At 60.3% G+C, this 13,888-nt stretch carries 17 protein-coding genes; 8 read left to right on the top strand and 9 right to left on the bottom strand.

Features of this window, described 5'->3' with window-relative positions:
* Nucleotides 1–52: 52 nt before the first annotated feature.
* The gene (locus ABK249_RS05090) at nt 53–760 is read right to left on the bottom strand and encodes a helix-turn-helix transcriptional regulator (RefSeq protein WP_227703675.1); all 708 of its coding nucleotides are present in this window, start codon (nt 758–760) and stop codon (nt 53–55) included.
* A 104-nt stretch (nt 761–864) separates the two neighbouring features.
* Here ABK249_RS05090 and ABK249_RS05085 point away from each other — a divergent pair, with 104 nt between their 5' ends.
* Nucleotides 865–1,740, top strand: coding sequence for a DMT family transporter (locus ABK249_RS05085; protein ID WP_227703674.1), 876 nt, complete (start codon nt 865–867; stop codon nt 1,738–1,740).
* On the opposite strand, the gene ABK249_RS05080 is transcribed toward ABK249_RS05085, so the two are convergent.
* Complete coding sequence (locus tag ABK249_RS05080; RefSeq protein WP_227703673.1) at nt 1,737–2,759, bottom strand: RluA family pseudouridine synthase; 1,023 nt, start codon at nt 2,757–2,759, stop codon at nt 1,737–1,739. The two genes, ABK249_RS05085 and ABK249_RS05080, sit on opposite strands and share 4 nt — an antisense overlap.
* A gap of 38 nt (nt 2,760–2,797) precedes the next feature.
* On the opposite strand from ABK249_RS05080, the gene ABK249_RS05075 reads away from it, so the two are divergent.
* Both ABK249_RS05075 and ABK249_RS05070 read left to right on the top strand, forming a co-directional pair.
* A complete protein-coding gene (locus tag ABK249_RS05075; RefSeq protein WP_210055740.1) occupies nt 2,798–3,184 on the top strand; it encodes a hypothetical protein in 387 nt (128 codons plus the stop codon).
* Complete coding sequence (locus ABK249_RS05070) at nt 3,184–4,005, top strand: TrmH family RNA methyltransferase (protein WP_227703671.1); 822 nt, start codon at nt 3,184–3,186, stop codon at nt 4,003–4,005. The genes ABK249_RS05075 and ABK249_RS05070 overlap by 1 nt, the downstream gene beginning before the upstream one ends.
* Nucleotides 4,006–4,045: 40 nt before the next feature.
* On the opposite strand, the gene ABK249_RS05065 is transcribed toward ABK249_RS05070, so the two are convergent.
* Complete coding sequence (locus tag ABK249_RS05065; protein WP_348862368.1) at nt 4,046–5,257, bottom strand: coiled-coil domain-containing protein; 1,212 nt, start codon at nt 5,255–5,257, stop codon at nt 4,046–4,048.
* Between the two features lie 154 nt (nt 5,258–5,411).
* The gene (locus ABK249_RS05060; protein WP_407722101.1) at nt 5,412–5,960 is read right to left on the bottom strand and encodes a DUF1134 domain-containing protein; all 549 of its coding nucleotides are present in this window, start codon (nt 5,958–5,960) and stop codon (nt 5,412–5,414) included.
* Nucleotides 5,961–6,196: 236 nt separating this feature from the next.
* Here ABK249_RS05060 and chpT point away from each other — a divergent pair, with 236 nt between their 5' ends.
* Both chpT and ABK249_RS05050 read left to right on the top strand, forming a co-directional pair.
* Nucleotides 6,197–6,844: a histidine phosphotransferase ChpT gene (gene chpT / locus ABK249_RS05055; protein WP_227703669.1), complete on the top strand. Its 648-nt coding sequence runs from the start codon at nt 6,197–6,199 to the stop codon at nt 6,842–6,844.
* Nucleotides 6,845–6,950: 106 nt separating this feature from the next.
* The gene (locus ABK249_RS05050) at nt 6,951–7,313 is read left to right on the top strand and encodes a response regulator (RefSeq protein ID WP_037149191.1); all 363 of its coding nucleotides are present in this window, start codon (nt 6,951–6,953) and stop codon (nt 7,311–7,313) included.
* 126 nt (nt 7,314–7,439) lie between these two features.
* Here the strand turns inward: ABK249_RS05050 and ctrA are convergent, their stop codons facing one another.
* Nucleotides 7,440–8,141 (bottom strand): response regulator transcription factor CtrA, encoded by a 702-nt coding sequence (gene ctrA / locus ABK249_RS05045; protein ID WP_037149192.1) that lies wholly within the window; start codon nt 8,139–8,141, stop codon nt 7,440–7,442.
* Between the two features lie 424 nt (nt 8,142–8,565).
* Here ctrA and ABK249_RS05040 point away from each other — a divergent pair, with 424 nt between their 5' ends.
* Entirely contained in the window at nt 8,566–8,916 is a 351-nt protein-coding gene (locus tag ABK249_RS05040) for a flagellar export protein FliJ (protein WP_348862367.1), read from the top strand.
* Nucleotides 8,917–9,028: 112 nt separating this feature from the next.
* Here ABK249_RS05040 and ABK249_RS05035 read toward each other — a convergent pair whose 3' ends face one another.
* Nucleotides 9,029–9,307, bottom strand: coding sequence for a GNAT family N-acetyltransferase (locus ABK249_RS05035; RefSeq protein ID WP_348862451.1), 279 nt, complete (start codon nt 9,305–9,307; stop codon nt 9,029–9,031).
* Between the two features lie 112 nt (nt 9,308–9,419).
* Between ABK249_RS05035 and ABK249_RS05030 the strand changes: the two genes are divergently transcribed.
* Nucleotides 9,420–9,884 (top strand): paraquat-inducible protein A, encoded by a 465-nt coding sequence (locus ABK249_RS05030; RefSeq protein ID WP_348862366.1) that lies wholly within the window; start codon nt 9,420–9,422, stop codon nt 9,882–9,884.
* A gap of 120 nt (nt 9,885–10,004) precedes the next feature.
* Here ABK249_RS05030 and sciP read toward each other — a convergent pair whose 3' ends face one another.
* The 3 genes from sciP to ABK249_RS05015 all read right to left on the bottom strand — a co-directional run bounded on the left by sciP (nt 10,005) and on the right by ABK249_RS05015 (nt 12,374).
* Entirely contained in the window at nt 10,005–10,280 is a 276-nt protein-coding gene (sciP, locus tag ABK249_RS05025; protein WP_018327815.1) for a CtrA inhibitor SciP, read from the bottom strand.
* A 205-nt stretch (nt 10,281–10,485) separates the two neighbouring features.
* A complete protein-coding gene (locus ABK249_RS05020) occupies nt 10,486–11,145 on the bottom strand; it encodes a sugar transferase (RefSeq protein WP_415926425.1) in 660 nt (219 codons plus the stop codon).
* 200 nt (nt 11,146–11,345) lie between these two features.
* Nucleotides 11,346–12,374: a DUF2793 domain-containing protein gene (locus tag ABK249_RS05015; protein ID WP_348862365.1), complete on the bottom strand. Its 1,029-nt coding sequence runs from the start codon at nt 12,372–12,374 to the stop codon at nt 11,346–11,348.
* Nucleotides 12,375–12,627: 253 nt separating this feature from the next.
* Between ABK249_RS05015 and ABK249_RS05010 the strand changes: the two genes are divergently transcribed.
* A complete protein-coding gene (locus ABK249_RS05010; RefSeq protein ID WP_348862364.1) occupies nt 12,628–13,878 on the top strand; it encodes a sarcosine oxidase subunit beta family protein in 1,251 nt (416 codons plus the stop codon).
* Nucleotides 13,879–13,888 lie beyond the last annotated feature (10 nt).

Raw genomic sequence — 13,888 nt, 5'->3', positions numbered from 1 at the left:
GTTGCAACCACCCGAATCATGCCCTTCGGCTCAGTGCAGGCGACTTGATGCATCAGGGCGGATTTTCTTCCGTTTCATAATGGAAGAGGTCGTGCGAATCCCGCCACATCTTGCGCAGGGCGGCGCTTTGCCCCTGGAACCGTAGGTCAAGCGGTTCACATTCCTCGATACGGTCGTGGCGGAAGTGGCGAAAATCCTGGCGCAGTTCGCAGAACCCGGCCAGCAGGATGCCGTCGATATAATAGATGATGGCGAGGGGGCAGACGATGCGTTGCGTCAAGTTGCCGACACCGTCGCGATAACGGAGCTCAAGCTTGCGTTCCTCGCGGATGGCTCGGCGCAGCAGCCGCAAGTCGAATGCCGGATCCGGGATAGCATGCCACGAAGAAACGAAGAGATGCGTCTGAGCGGTTGACGGCTCGGAGGACGGCAGGACTTCGCTGATCTTCGCCATTGCGGTTGCGCCCGCTTCCTCGAGGCTATGGTCCCCCGTCCGTGCAATCAGCGACAGGCCGACGGTGATCGCCTCCATCTCCTCCGGTGTGAACATCAGGGGAGGGAGGTCGAAGCCGCGACGCATCACATAGCCGATACCCGCCGCGCCTTCGATCGGCACGCGCGTCGCCTGCAAGGTGGCGATGTCCCGGTAGACCGTGCGTTTCGTCACCTCCAGCCGGGCGGCTATCGCCTCTGCCGTCAGCGGCGAGCGGGAGGTGCGCAGCATCTGGATGATCTCGAACATGCGGCCCGATCGCGCCATTGCGGCACTCCTTCGAAATTCCGGCCAATTGAACATTGCTGACAGACTGTTGTCAGCACCGATCTGATAGTTCTCGCTCCGATTTAGCAGCTTCGGGCAGACCCATGAAATTTTCGCCATATATAACCGGTCTGATCGTCGTTCTCTTTTCCACCGTCGTCCTTAGCACGGCGGGTCTGATGACGCGGCTGGTCTCGCTGGACAGCGCGACGATCCTCGTCTGGCGCGGCATCGCCGGCGGTACAGCGTTGTTCCTCTTGCTTTTAATCATCGCGCCGCAGCGTGGCTTTCATGCGCTCCCTCGTCTGGGCCGACCCGGGCTGGCGATTTGCATCGCCTCTGGCGTCGGCATGATGCTGTTCATCACAGCGCTGCAGGAGACAAGTGTCGCGCATGTCTCGATCATTTTCGCGACATGTCCCTTCGTATCCGCGGGCCTTGGCTTTGCCTTGCTGGGCGAGCGGCCGGGGCGAAGTGCGCTGGTGGCGAGCCTTGCCGCGATGGCCGGGGTGATCGTCATGGTCGGGGCGGGGGAGGCCGGCGGCCTCCTCGGCGATCTTCTGGCCTTCGGAATGACGGTTTGCGTGGCGCTGATGACGGTGCTGATGCGGCGCTACCCGGATCAGCCGGTTCTTATCACGGCGGGGCTTGCCGCTCTCCTCAGCGCCCTTCTCTCCCTGCCGTTTTCGGCACCCCTTGCCGCCTCGCTGCAGGATATCGCGATCGTCTCGCTTTTCGGCATCCTTGGTTTTGCGCTCGGCATCGGTCTTCTCCTATACGGCGCCCGGCTGCTGCCGCCGGTCGAGACGGCATTGATCGGCGCGCTCGATGCGCCGCTCGCGCCCTTCTGGGTCTGGCTCTTCCTTGGAGAGAGGCTGGAGGAGGCGACGCTGCTTGGCGGAAGCGTGGTGATGGCAGCGGTTCTTCTCCACGTGCTTTTTGACCTGCGGCGGCGGGAGGCGATGCCCGGGGCGACCTAGCGGAGGGCGTCGATCAACTCTTCCATATCTTCCGGCATGGGGGCTTCGAATTCCATCACCTCGCCCGTGCGCGGGTGTTCGAAAACCAGCAGATAGGCATGCAGCGCCTGTCGCGGAAAGCGGTTGACGACGCTCTTCGCCGGTTCCGGCAAAAGATTGGCTTTCGTCCTGAAGCCCGCCGAATAATCCGGATCGCCGATCAATGGATTGCCGATATGGGCCATGTGGACGCGAATCTGGTGCGTGCGGCCGGTTTCCAGCCGGCATTCGATCAGCGAGGCAAGCGTGGTGGCATCCGGCTTCTCGTGGAAGCGCTCGATCACCTCGTAATGAGTGACGGCTTCGCGCGCATCCTCACTGTCCTCGCGCTTCACGGCACGCTTGGTGCGGTCGGCGCCGGAGCGGCCGAGCGGTGCGTCGATCGTGCCCCGGAGCTGTTTGGGCCGACCCCAGACGACTGCCTGGTAGGCGCGCTCCAGCGGCCCCGACCGGCCATGATCGGCGAACTGTTCGGCAAGATGTCGGTGGGCGATGTCGTTCTTGGCGACGACCATGACACCGCTCGTATCCTTGTCGAGGCGGTGGACGATGCCGGGGCGCCTGACGCCACCGATGCCGGAAAGGCTCGTTCCGCAATGGTGGATCAGCGCGTTGACCAGCGTACCGGTCCAGTTGCCGGCGCCGGGGTGGACGACGAGGCCGGCGGGCTTGGCAATGACGATCAGGTCGTCGTCCTCGTAGAGCACGTCGAGCGGGATGTTCTCGCCCTTGGGTTCCGGATCTTCCGGCTCCGGAAGCTCGATTTCCACCTTGTCGCCGACTGCGATCTTCTTCTTCGGCTCGGTGGCCGGCTTGCCGTTCAGGAGGACCGCGCCCTGCTCGATCAGGCTCTTGATGCGGCTCCGCGAAAATTCGCCCTCCAGCGCGGACGTCAGCCAGGCATCCAGCCGCCCTTCGGCCTCCTCTCCGGCGGTGAGGACTTTCCTCTGGCGCTCTATCTCGTTAAAGGGATCGTTCATTCAATCATTCCGATAGCAATCCAGACAAGGACGCCCCCATGCCCCAACCCGATGTCGAGGAACAGGAAGAGCCGCTTGATCCGGCGATGGAGAGAATCCGCCGGAAGATGGTGCTCCTGCAGCTCGTTTCGGGCGGGATCTTGTTCGTCTGCTTTATGGCTGTCCTCGCGGCGGTTGTCTACAAGGTCTCGCAGCGACCCGATGCGCCGGTGCAGTCCGCCTCGACGGGCAGCTTCTCAGTGCCGGCCGGACAACCGCTTGCTGCAACCGCCGAACTGCCAGCCGGCTTTTCGGTCCAGTCGGTATCCCTCTCCGGCAGCCAGATCCTGTTTTATGGTCTGCTTGACGGCGACCGGAAGGCCTTCGTCTTTGATCTTGCCGCCGGCCGCATCGTCGCCGACGTGACGGTGGCGATCCCGCAATAATGGAACCGATCCGCATCCATGATGCAGATGACTCGCGGATCGCCGAATTCCGGTCGATCCGCGAGCGCGACCTGACGGGGCGGGAAGGGCGATTCATCGCCGAGGGCACGGTGGTGCTGAGAATGCTCGGCGCTGCGCACCGGGCGGGCGGGGATTTTTGCGCAGAGAAAATCCTGCTGCTTGAAAACCGTGTGGCCGGGCTTACCGATATCCTTGCCGATTTTCCGGAGGATGTGCCGGTTTATGTCGCCTCCGGTGCCGTGCTCGATCGGATCGCCGGCTTCCACCTCCATCGCGGCGTGCTGGCGCTCGGACGGCGCAAGCCGGAGAGGGCCGTCACCGAACTGATTGCCGACCTACCGCAAAAGGCACTGGTGGTTGCCGCGTTCGGCATTTCCAACCATGACAACATCGGCTCGATCTTCCGTAATGCCGCCGCCTTCGGCGCGGATGCCGTGTTGCTCGACCAGAGCTGTTGTGACCCGCTTTACCGTAAGGCACTGCGAGTCTCGGTGGGCGCAGTGCTGTCGCTGCCCTATGCGAAAAGCGGAACGGCATCCGAAATTCTCACGGTGCTGACAGAGAAAGACTTTGCCATATGGGGTCTTTCGCCGAGAGGTGGCGTGGAAATCCGTAACGTGCCGGCCTCCGATCGCATGGCGCTGATCACCGGTACGGAGGGCGAGGGGCTGCCGCAGGACGTCCTGTCGCGCATCCAGACGGCACGGATCGCCCAGGCGCCCGGACTCGACAGCCTGAACGCGGCGACCGCGACGGGAATTGCGCTTTACGAAATCGCCATGGCGCAGCGCCGGCTTTAGGTGTCGATAAGGATGGGAGACCATCCTCGAAGGAGGCGTGTCAGGTCGTGCCTTCCTGGATGGCAGCGAGCGCTCGCTTAGATTTGGCGGCCAGGCTCTCCCGCTTCCCACTTCCCGGCTTTCCGGACAGGATCTTATGAATCGGGGAAGAGGGACCTTCAACGGCGGCCGTCAGCGCAACCATATTCGCAGCGATCGAGGCGAGTTCCTGGCGGATCGCTTCATCGTTGCCGCCGGCGTCCTTCTGCAGGCGCTCCGATAACGCGGTGGCGCGATTGCGGGTCTCCTCCGCTATTTCCGCGATCTGCGTATTGTCGCCGGCTTCTTCGGAAATCCGGGCTTGCCGCGGTGTTGACGTATGGGGCAGGTTGCGCACGGTGACGTCCTCCGGGGCTATCTTCTTTCTCGGCGCCGCCGCCTTCATGCCCGGTCGTGCGGTTGTCGAATCGCGAAGGGCGCGGCTTGCCTCCCGAGCCTCGGCGTTGGCCGCCTTGAGCTTTTCCCTGAGCCGGCCAATCTCGGCCAAGCGGCGCTCCAGCGCATGTTCCTTATCAGCACGGTCGGCGATTTCTCGTGCCAGCTTGTCTTCGAGCCTCTGGACCCGGTGTTCTTCCTGGGCCAGCCGGGTTTCGGCGTCCTTTGCACGGGCGGTCTGGAGCCGCAAGTCGTTGCGCAGCGTGTCGCGTTCATCGCGGAGCGCCGTGATGCGGAATTTCAGGTTCTCCACTTCTGTGTCGCGTGTGGAAAGGTCGATGCGGAAATTGTCGGCTTCGGTCATCAGCCGAAATTGGCGTTGCTGCAGGTTCTCGATTTCCCGATCCTTGGCAGCGGCGGCTTCCTCTGCAGCTTCAACCGCGGCCTTCAACTGCCGGATATGGCTATCTTCCTGACGCAGTCGCGAGCGCGCCTCGGCCGCCTCGACGTCCATGTTCTCGACCTGCGAACGCAGATCGGCAGCCTCGCTTTGCAGGCGCTTGGCTTCTTCGATGAGGGTATCGTTCCTGAGTTGCAGCCCTAAGGCCTTCTCCCGCTCCTGCACCAGCTCCTGCTTGGTACGGGCATTCTCGGCCGCATAGGCGGCGCGCGCCATGTCTCGCTGGGCGCGCACTTCCTGCGGACTGATCGGCAGCGTCGCCCTGATGCGGTTTTCCGTATAACGCACGATGCGCCCGTGGATTGCCGGCGCGACCAGCATGGCGATAAGAGCGGCGCTCAGGAACCCCAAGCCGAACAGAAGAACAAATTCGATCACGACAATGCCGTTTCGCGAGCTGGATGGTACTGCGCGCTTTGTTTAAGCACGAGCACATGCGGCCGGCAAGCGCCGATAAAGGGGCCGCTCGGCTGATTGCCTTGATGACGTTCATGGAAAATCCCTCCGGGGACCGGAGGGGCAATGCTCATTCTCAGAACGGGTTCCAGGTCGGCGCGCGGGTGAGCTTCAGATATCCGACATTGATGCCGAGGCGGGCGCCGATGCCGGTGCGGATCGGCACCAGAATCACGTTGTTGTTCCGCAGCACGGTCATGCCGACACCGGCAACCACGAAAGCCGAGCCGGAAACTCCGCCGAAGCGCGCATAAAGAGCGTCAACGGAAGGAAGGTCATAGACCAGCATCATGGCGCGCGTGCCCTGTCCGCCGTAATCGATGCCGAGCGACGGCCCCTGCCAGAAGACCGGATGTTGACCGGCATTCTTGGTGTAGAGTTCGCCTTCGCCGTAGGTGAGGCCGGCGATGAAGGCACCCGAACCCTCTTGCCCAAGAATGTATCCGTTCGGCAGGCCGTATTTCTGGAAGGCATTCTCAACGACCTTCGCCAGCCCGCCGCTGGCGGAGCCGAAGAAACCGTGACCGGCGTCGACGATCTCCTGAGCCGAATACTGATTGGAGCCCTGCTGGGCAGAGACGGGGCCGGCGTAGAATAGCGCGGCTGCAATCACGGCAAACACCATCGAGGCGAACCGGGCGAGGGCTGTAGATGTGCGGATGCGCATTGTCAGATCCATTATTGTATCGTCCAGAGCCTGCCTCATGCATCATGCTTAAGGCTTGGCTATTTTGCGGCGATGGTCTTAACAATCGGTTTACCAAATATGGTGTCATTATGGCCTAAGAACATTGCACCATCTCTGCGCAATCTTGACGTGGCAGAAGGAGATCGGGCAATTCGCACAATCAGGAGACCTGCATGCCGAAGAATCCGAATCTCACCCTTAGTGGGCCAGATCTTGCGGCACTTCTGTGTAGCCGCGTGTGCCATGACGTGATCTCTCCGGTCGGCGCGATCAACAACGGTCTCGAACTGCTTGACGAGGGTGCGGCCGACGCCGACGCGCTCGATCTTATCCGCACATCGGCTCTCAACGCTTCAGTGCGTCTCAGATTCGCACGTCTTGCCTTCGGAGCTTCCGGCTCTGTCGGTGCTTCGATCGATACGGGCGAGGCCGAAAAGGCCGCAAAGGATTATGCCGCGGCCGAAAAGAAGACCGAGGTTACCTGGAGCGGTCCGCGCGCGATTATCGCCAAGAACCGCGTCAAGCTGCTTCTCAACCTCTTCCTGGTCGCCTATGCGGGTATTCCGCGCGGCGGTTCGGTCGATGTCACGCTGGAGAATCCGGAATACGACGCGAGATTCACCATAACGGTGAAGGGCCGGATGATGCGCGTGCCGGCGAAATTTGTCGAGATCGCCACCGGCACCCTGGAAGAGCCGATCGATGCTCATTCGATCCAGCCCTATTACACGGTGCTGCTTGCGGAAGAATGCGGCATGGATCTGAAATATGTGGTCTCGGAAGACAAGATCGCCTTCATCGCCGAAGCTGTGGCTGCCTGAGACGATTCGGCACGGGTTGCGCCTTTAGGTAACCATTCATTAGTGTCGTACCCCTAATGATAGATATCTGGCCCTGAACGGGCGGATTAGCATCAAGGGGAGCAAGATGCAGCGTTTGATGATTGCCGATGAGTCGGACATCGTCCGCAAGGTCGGCAAACGCATTCTTTCCGAATTGGGCTTTCTCGTCGCCGAGGCCGGCAGCATGCGCGAAGCCATCACGGGCTGCCATGCGGAACTCCCCAACTTCCTGATCGTCGATGCAGCGCTCGAAGGCGCGCTCGATCTCATTGCTGCCGTTCGCGCCATGCCGAACGGCAAGAGCGTGCGCATCTTCTACTGCGTCATCGAGGCGGATCTGAGAAAGATGATGGTCGGCAAACGTGCCGGCGCCGACGATTTCCTGCTGAAACCCTTCGATCGCAAGATCCTGACCTCTGTCTTTTCGGGTCTGGCGCAGGCGGCGTAACTGCCAGGACCGATCCGACCTGGCCGATTGGCTGCGGTTTCGTTTCCCTCCTTTGCGCGGTCAAAACAAAACGCCCGCCAGAAGGGCCTGGCGGGCGTTTCGAAATAGGATGCCTTGCTGCGGAGATCAGGCGATTTCGGCGTAGTCGTTGCCATCCGGCTCGCGCAGCACATAGCCGCGGCCCCAGACGGTTTCGATGTAATTGGCGCCGCCCGCTGCGTTGGCGAGCTTCTTGCGCAGCTTGCAGATGAAGACGTCGATGATCTTCAATTCCGGCTCGTCCATGCCGCCATAGAGATGGTTGAGGAACATTTCCTTGGTGAGCGTGGTACCCTTGCGGAGCGAAAGCAGCTCCAGCATCTGGTACTCCTTGCCCGTCAGGTGGACACGCTGGCCGCCGACTTCGACGGTCTTGGCGTCAAGGTTCACGATCAGCTCGCCGGTGATGATGATCGACTGGGCATGACCCTTCGAGCGGCGGACGATCGCGTGAATGCGGGCGACCAGTTCGTCCTTGTGGAACGGCTTCGTCATGTAGTCGTCGGCGCCGAAACCCAGGCCGCGGACCTTGTCTTCGATGCCAGCCATGCCGGACAGGATGAGGATCGGGGTCTTGACCTTGGACAGCCGCAGGGTGCGGAGCACTTCGTAACCCGACATGTCGGGGAGGTTCAGGTCGAGGAGAATGATGTCGTAGTCATAGAGCTTGCCGAGATCGACGCCCTCTTCACCGAGGTCGGTGGTATATACATTGAAGCTTTCCGATTTCAGCATCAGCTCGATGCTCTGGGCAGTCGCGCTGTCATCTTCGATGAGTAGAACCCGCATATTTTTCCCCTTTACCGCCGCGTAAGGTACCTTTTCGCCCCCTTACTCGTTACGGATCCAGACTGAGCCTGATTTGGAAGCTGCCACCAAATGGTTAACAAATTATGATTCCCTCTGACAAGGTACATCAATTCGTTAAGCAAAATTAGTAGCCGCCTGATTTTCTTAGGGATTGGCCATCACCAAGATTGAATCGACGGATGAGGAAATTCCGCCAAGTGATTCATTCGACTCGCACATTGTCGAAGCCAATTTAGGCCTTGGTATTTACCGACCCTTAAACGATCGGGATTACCATTAATGATGCCTGTAAACGAAAGGTTAACGCGGCGGAGAATTTATTAACGCCGCGCGTATTTTTTGATCCGGAGTGTAACAAGCCGGATGAACGGGCCTGGGTCTCGCTATCCACGGAGTATTGCGTATGAAGTCGCGTGACAGCCTAGTTCGCCTGAAGGGATTTCAGGTTAATGAGAAGCGCCGCCAGCTGCAGCAGTTGCAGATGATGATGGCCGAATTCGAGCGGATGGCCAAGGAGCTCGAACACCAGATCACTCTCGAAGAGAAGAAGACCGGTATTACCGATCCGAATCACTTCGCCTATCCGACCTTCGCGAAGGCCGCCCGGCAGCGGGCAGACAACCTCCAGGTTTCGATTCGCGAGTTGAAGGTTCAGCAGGAAAGTGCGGAACTGGCGCTCGAGGAAGCGGAGGCGGAGCTCGCCAAGGCTTCGGCGCTCGAAGAGCGTGATGGTGGAATGCGCGCCCGAGCCTAAGAACGTCGGGCGGCATAGTACGGAATATTTCAAATGCGGGGCGGCGCTTTGGCGCCTGCGCCCGATTTCCGTTTTAGCGCGTTTGCCAACGTCTACGCGCTCGACCTTCCCCCTACTGGAGAATATCCTGCCAATCCGGATGGCGCACCACCTGGCTCTTGAAGAAAGGGCAAAGGGGGATGATCTTCCAGCCGCCCTTGCGGGCGTCCTCTACCGCATGCAGCGCCAATGCCTGGCCGACGCCCTTGCCGCGCAGTCCGTCCGGCACGCCGGTATGGTCGATGATGATGAGCCGAGGGGAAGCCCGCGAATAGGTCATTTCCGCGTAGTAGCCGTCGACCTCCGCGACATAGCGCCCGCCGGATTGTGTTTCTTCATGCCTGATATTCATGATCATCCCGCTTTCTCCTGGTACGGGATGATGTAATACGGGACAACAGGCCGGAGAGAAATAGCCGGGCAGCGTCTCTATGGGTTACCGCACTGTCAACCGGAGGAAAACGATGAGCTTGGTGCGGCCGCTTCTTCTTCTGCTTGCCGCAATTTTCCTGGCGCTGGGGCTTATCCTGCCGATCATCCGTCTCGAGCGGCTTTATTTCTTTACTGAAACGCCGTCACTGGTCGAACTCGTTGCGTCGCTCTTTCAGACGGGAGATACGGGGCTGGCGCTGTTGGTCGGGTTGTTTTCGATCATCTTTCCGATCTTCAAGCTGGCCGGACTTGCGCTACAGCTTTCAGGCCAGGTTGACGAGGCGGGGCTTTTCCGCCGCGCGATGCCGCATCTCTCGAAGTGGTCGATGATGGATGTGATGCTTGTGGCAATCGTGGTCTTCGCGGCGAAAACCAGTGGACTGGCAGTCGCGGTTTCTCAGCCGGGGCTATGGTTTTATGCCGCGTCGACGGTGATTGCCGGACTTTTGCCGTCTCTCGCACGGATCGGTCGGGAAGTTGACGGCGGCACAAATTGAAAAGTGCCGTTGCGTCTCCTGCAGCGGCACCTTGTTCTATACGGGCGGTTTACCGTGAATTCGTGCTTGGGCTAACGCAATTCCAAGAGGAAAACCCAGTCCGGCTTTCCGGAATTGTCCCTAATGGCGATACTGCTGAATGCGCGTGGTGCGAAGACCGGCCAAGCCATGGTCGTTGATGGAGGATTGCCAGGACAGGAATTCCTCGACGGTGAGGGTGTAACGCTCGCAGGCTTCTTCCAAGCTCAACAGGCCACCACGAACCGCGGCAACAACCTCTGCCTTTCTCCGGATAACCCAGCGGCGCGTATTGGCCGGCGGAAGATCGGCGATCGTCAAAGGGCTGCCATCGGGACCGATGACATATTTTACTCGGGGACGTATCATTTCGGTCATTGGACTCTCTACACAACACAAGACCACTTCCGCGAGCCTAGCTCTGCAGTTTTAACATTTGACTAAACAGGTCGCGGCATTTGTTCAAAGCTTGCTGATGACCCACCTTGCGCGATCTCCGGCAGCGCGGAGAACGCGTTCCTCTCTGAGGATGGAAGACGCCGAACGGTTGCCCATTCAAGCCTGCAGCCGGAAAATCTTGGAATTAGAAGCCTTTACCGCCCCTAAGTTCGACGAGAACCGTGCCGAACATGATGCGCAGATCGAGCAGGATCGAGAAATTGTCGATGTAGTGGAGGTCGCAGGCGATGCGGGCGCGCGCCTTGCCGGGGCGATCCGTGGGACCGCGAAGACCGCGCATCTGTGCCAAACCGGTCATGCCAGGCCTTACCGAATGGCGGCGATGATAGTCCGAAACCAGATCTTCATAAGGAATGCCGGCGGCCAGCATGCCGATCGCATGGCAGCGGGGGCCGACCAGCGACATGTCGCCTTTCAGGACATTCAGGAGTTGTGGAAGCTCATCGATATTGGTCTTGCGGATGACGGCGCCGACACGGGTAATGCGCGGATCGTCCTTGATCGTCTGGGCCACCCCCGTCGTATCGCCGAGATCGGTGCGCATGGAGCGAAACTTGTAGACCCGGATCTTGCGGCAGTCCTTGCCCCAGCGGACTTGCGTGAAGAGGGCCGGGCCGGGACTGTCGAGCCGGATCAGAAGCGCAACCACCGCCATCAGCGGCAGGAGCATGACCAAGGCCGTCAGCGAGACGCCGATGTCGAGCGCCCGTTTGAAGATAAGCTGCATCCGGGCGTCATCGCGCTGTCTGCAGGGCGCGATCACTCCCTGAGCGCCCGGCAGCAGTGATGCGATATCCCTGCCATTGACCGGCTTATAGGCGGTATCGTTATGCAGATCACAAACGCTCAACCCGGTCACCCGCATTTACCCCGCAGCCCCCTGCCGGTCAGTGTTGTTTCTTAATATAACACCTTATCGCGGGAGTCATCAGTCAAGTTAATGTCTGGTTAACGATAAAAGATAAACTTTGCTGCGCTGCCGTATTAAAGCATTGTCAAATATAACTCTGTTTTTCCTGCTCCAAGCTCCAGCTGCGCGGTGCCGGCATGCCCTAAAGTGATAAAATCGCCCGCTGAGAAGAAAAAAATTCCACTGGCAGACTGCGTTTGTGCTCCTCCAGCAACGCCATTCATGGAAATCAGATTCTGCTCGCTGTTCAGCATCAGAGTGGTGGTATGGCCGGACGAGGTCAGCACGGCGACATTGAGGGCGAGGAGATAGAGGCCCGATGCAGGGACGGTCACACAATTGCCGCCGCCGGGCGCCGCTGCGCCGAGCGTGAAGCCGCCCTGATTGAGGGCGAGTGTCGTGAAGCCGCTCTGCTGGCCGGCGGTCGGCGAGTAGCTGGCACCGGTTCGATGGGCGCGGACGGCCGGCTGGTTCGGCCGCGAGACGTGACCGGCGGAGGAGATTGAAAGTCCCGTCTTCCAGACGCTGCCATCGCTGATCTTGATCGAGAACGCGTTGCTGCCCGCAAGTCCCATTTCCGCATATCCGGTCCAGTTGGTTTGGAAGAGCAGGGAAGCCGTATCACCGGTTGCGGCCTTGTTGATCTTGATCTGATGCCCGTTGCCCGCATGATTGAAGAGACTGGCGGGAGAGGAGAGGGCAAACCGGTTCGCGCCATCCGGCGAGGCACCGATGCCGAGCTCATCGAAGCTGCCGCTCGCCGGCAGGGGTATGTCCTGCCAGGTGGTGCCGGAAAAAACCTTCAGCCCGGCAGGCTCCGAGAACCAGGCACGCCAGCCTGCCTTCGGCTCGGCAAAAGCCCAGTATCCGTCCTGCCAGATGGCGACTTTCCCCTCTCTGCCGGTCCAGACGCCCGCCGGCGCGGCCGCGACCAGATAGCAGGTACCTTCGGCAGGCGAGACGGGCGGAACTGCCTGTTCGGCCGTGATCGTCAGATGTACCAGCGCGTCGAGCTTCAACAGCGCTTCATTGTGGGTCACGTGTTTCTGTGCCTGCGAAGGCAGGATGAAGGGCATTTTCTGGTTGGCAGTCGTCTCGGCCATGGCTCGCTCCGTTCTCGATCGGTGCCTAGTCTAGAGCCTGCGGGAGAAGCGGGGAGGCGAACGCAGCCAAATCTTTGATAACGCTGGAGCGGTGCGCCAGAAATATGCCCGGCGAGGTAGGCGCCTTACCTCGATCTGCAACGGCTGCTGCCGGGATTTGCTCTTGTCGCAATCAGAGCCCTGCATGTCCTGATTGCGCTTGTCCTTTCTCTCGCATATGCGAATGTGTGGCCGCAATGAACGGGACAGGTGCATGCGCTATTCGGCATATTCCATCTTGAAGCAGGCGCTTTCGGGCAACCGGCTGTGGAAGCCGGCCTGGCGCGAGCCGCAACCGAAGCCGCATTACGACGTGATCATCATCGGCGGCGGCGGGCACGGGCTTTCGACCGCCTATTACCTCGCCAAGGAGTTCGGCATCACCAATGTGGCCGTGCTGGAGAAGGGCTATCTCGGTTCCGGCAATGTCGGCCGCAACACCACGATCATCCGTTCCAATTACCTGCTCGAAGGCAATAATCCTTTCTATGAGTTTTCTCTAAAGCTCTGGGAAGGGCTGGAACAAGACTTCAATTATAACGCGATGGTCTCGCAGCGCGGCATCGTCAACCTTTTCCATTCCGATGGTCAGCGCGACGAATATGCCCGCCGCGGCAACGGCATGCGCATGCATGGGGTCGATGCGGAACTGCTGGATCGCGACCGGGTCCGCAAGATGATGCCCTATCTCAACTTCGATCATGCCCGGTTCCCGATCATGGGCGGGCTCTATCAGAAGCGAGGCGGTACAGTCAGGCACGATGCGGTCGCCTGGGGCTATGCACGCGGTGCCGACCAAAGGGGCGTCGACATTATCCAGCATTGCGAGGTCATCGGCATCCGCCGTGAGAACGGTCGCGTAACCGGTGTCGAAACGACCAAGGGCTTCATCGGTTGCGGAAAGCTGGCGCTCGCTGCTGCGGGCAATACGACGACGGTCGGGCGCATGGCCGATCTCGAACTGCCGATCGAGACGCATGTGCTGCAGGCTTTCGTCTCGGAAGGGCTTAAGCCGGTGATCGATCACGTCATCACCTATGGCGCCGGGCACTTCTATATATCGCAATCGGACAAGGGCGGACTGGTCTTTGGTGCCGAAATCGATTTCTATTCCTCCTATGCCCAGCGCGGCAATCTGCAGACCGTCGAGCACACGATGGAGGAGGGCGTGTCGCTGATCCCCGGCCTTTCCCGCGCCAAGGTGCTCAGAAGCTGGGGCGGCGTCATGGACATGTCGATGGACGGTTCGCCGATCATCGACCGCACGCCGATCGACAACCTCTATCTGAACTGCGGCTGGTGCTACGGCGGCTTCAAGGCGACGCCCGCTTCCGGCTTCTGCTTCGCCCACCTGATCGCGAAGAACGAGATGCACCATGTCTCGCGCTTCATGCGCCTCGACCGGTTTGAGCGCGGCTACACGATCGACGAGACGGGCAAGGGGCCGCAGCCGAACCTTCACTGAGACATCCCCA

Origin of the sequence: Neorhizobium phenanthreniclasticum, from assembly GCF_040066075.1 — a bacterium.
GTDB lineage: Bacteria > Pseudomonadota > Alphaproteobacteria > Rhizobiales > Rhizobiaceae > Neorhizobium > Neorhizobium petrolearium.
The sequence above is the reverse complement of the archived record's forward strand: the minus strand, read 5'-3'. Positions and strand labels throughout refer to the sequence as shown.

Bases quoted from the DNA above. Each gene is read 5' to 3' on its own strand.
- ABK249_RS05090 (WP_227703675.1), bottom strand. From the start codon at position 760: ATGGCGCGATCGGGCCGCATGTTCGAGATCATCCAGATGCTGCGCACC.
- ABK249_RS05085 (WP_227703674.1), top strand. From the start codon at position 865: ATGAAATTTTCGCCATATATAACCGGTCTGATCGTCGTTCTCTTTTCC.
- ABK249_RS05080 (WP_227703673.1), bottom strand. From the start codon at position 2,759: ATGAACGATCCCTTTAACGAGATAGAGCGCCAGAGGAAAGTCCTCACC.
- ABK249_RS05075 (WP_210055740.1), top strand. From the start codon at position 2,798: ATGCCCCAACCCGATGTCGAGGAACAGGAAGAGCCGCTTGATCCGGCG.
- ABK249_RS05070 (WP_227703671.1), top strand. From the start codon at position 3,184: ATGGAACCGATCCGCATCCATGATGCAGATGACTCGCGGATCGCCGAA.
- ABK249_RS05060 (WP_407722101.1), bottom strand. From the start codon at position 5,960: ATGGTGTTTGCCGTGATTGCAGCCGCGCTATTCTACGCCGGCCCCGTC.
- chpT (WP_227703669.1), top strand. From the start codon at position 6,197: ATGCCGAAGAATCCGAATCTCACCCTTAGTGGGCCAGATCTTGCGGCA.
- ABK249_RS05050 (WP_037149191.1), top strand. From the start codon at position 6,951: ATGCAGCGTTTGATGATTGCCGATGAGTCGGACATCGTCCGCAAGGTC.
- ctrA (WP_037149192.1), bottom strand. From the start codon at position 8,141: ATGCGGGTTCTACTCATCGAAGATGACAGCGCGACTGCCCAGAGCATC.
- ABK249_RS05040 (WP_348862367.1), top strand. From the start codon at position 8,566: ATGAAGTCGCGTGACAGCCTAGTTCGCCTGAAGGGATTTCAGGTTAAT.
- ABK249_RS05035 (WP_348862451.1), bottom strand. From the start codon at position 9,307: ATGAATATCAGGCATGAAGAAACACAATCCGGCGGGCGCTATGTCGCG.
- ABK249_RS05030 (WP_348862366.1), top strand. From the start codon at position 9,420: ATGAGCTTGGTGCGGCCGCTTCTTCTTCTGCTTGCCGCAATTTTCCTG.
- sciP (WP_018327815.1), bottom strand. From the start codon at position 10,280: ATGACCGAAATGATACGTCCCCGAGTAAAATATGTCATCGGTCCCGAT.
- ABK249_RS05015 (WP_348862365.1), bottom strand. From the start codon at position 12,374: ATGGCCGAGACGACTGCCAACCAGAAAATGCCCTTCATCCTGCCTTCG.
- ABK249_RS05010 (WP_348862364.1), top strand. From the start codon at position 12,628: ATGCGCTATTCGGCATATTCCATCTTGAAGCAGGCGCTTTCGGGCAAC.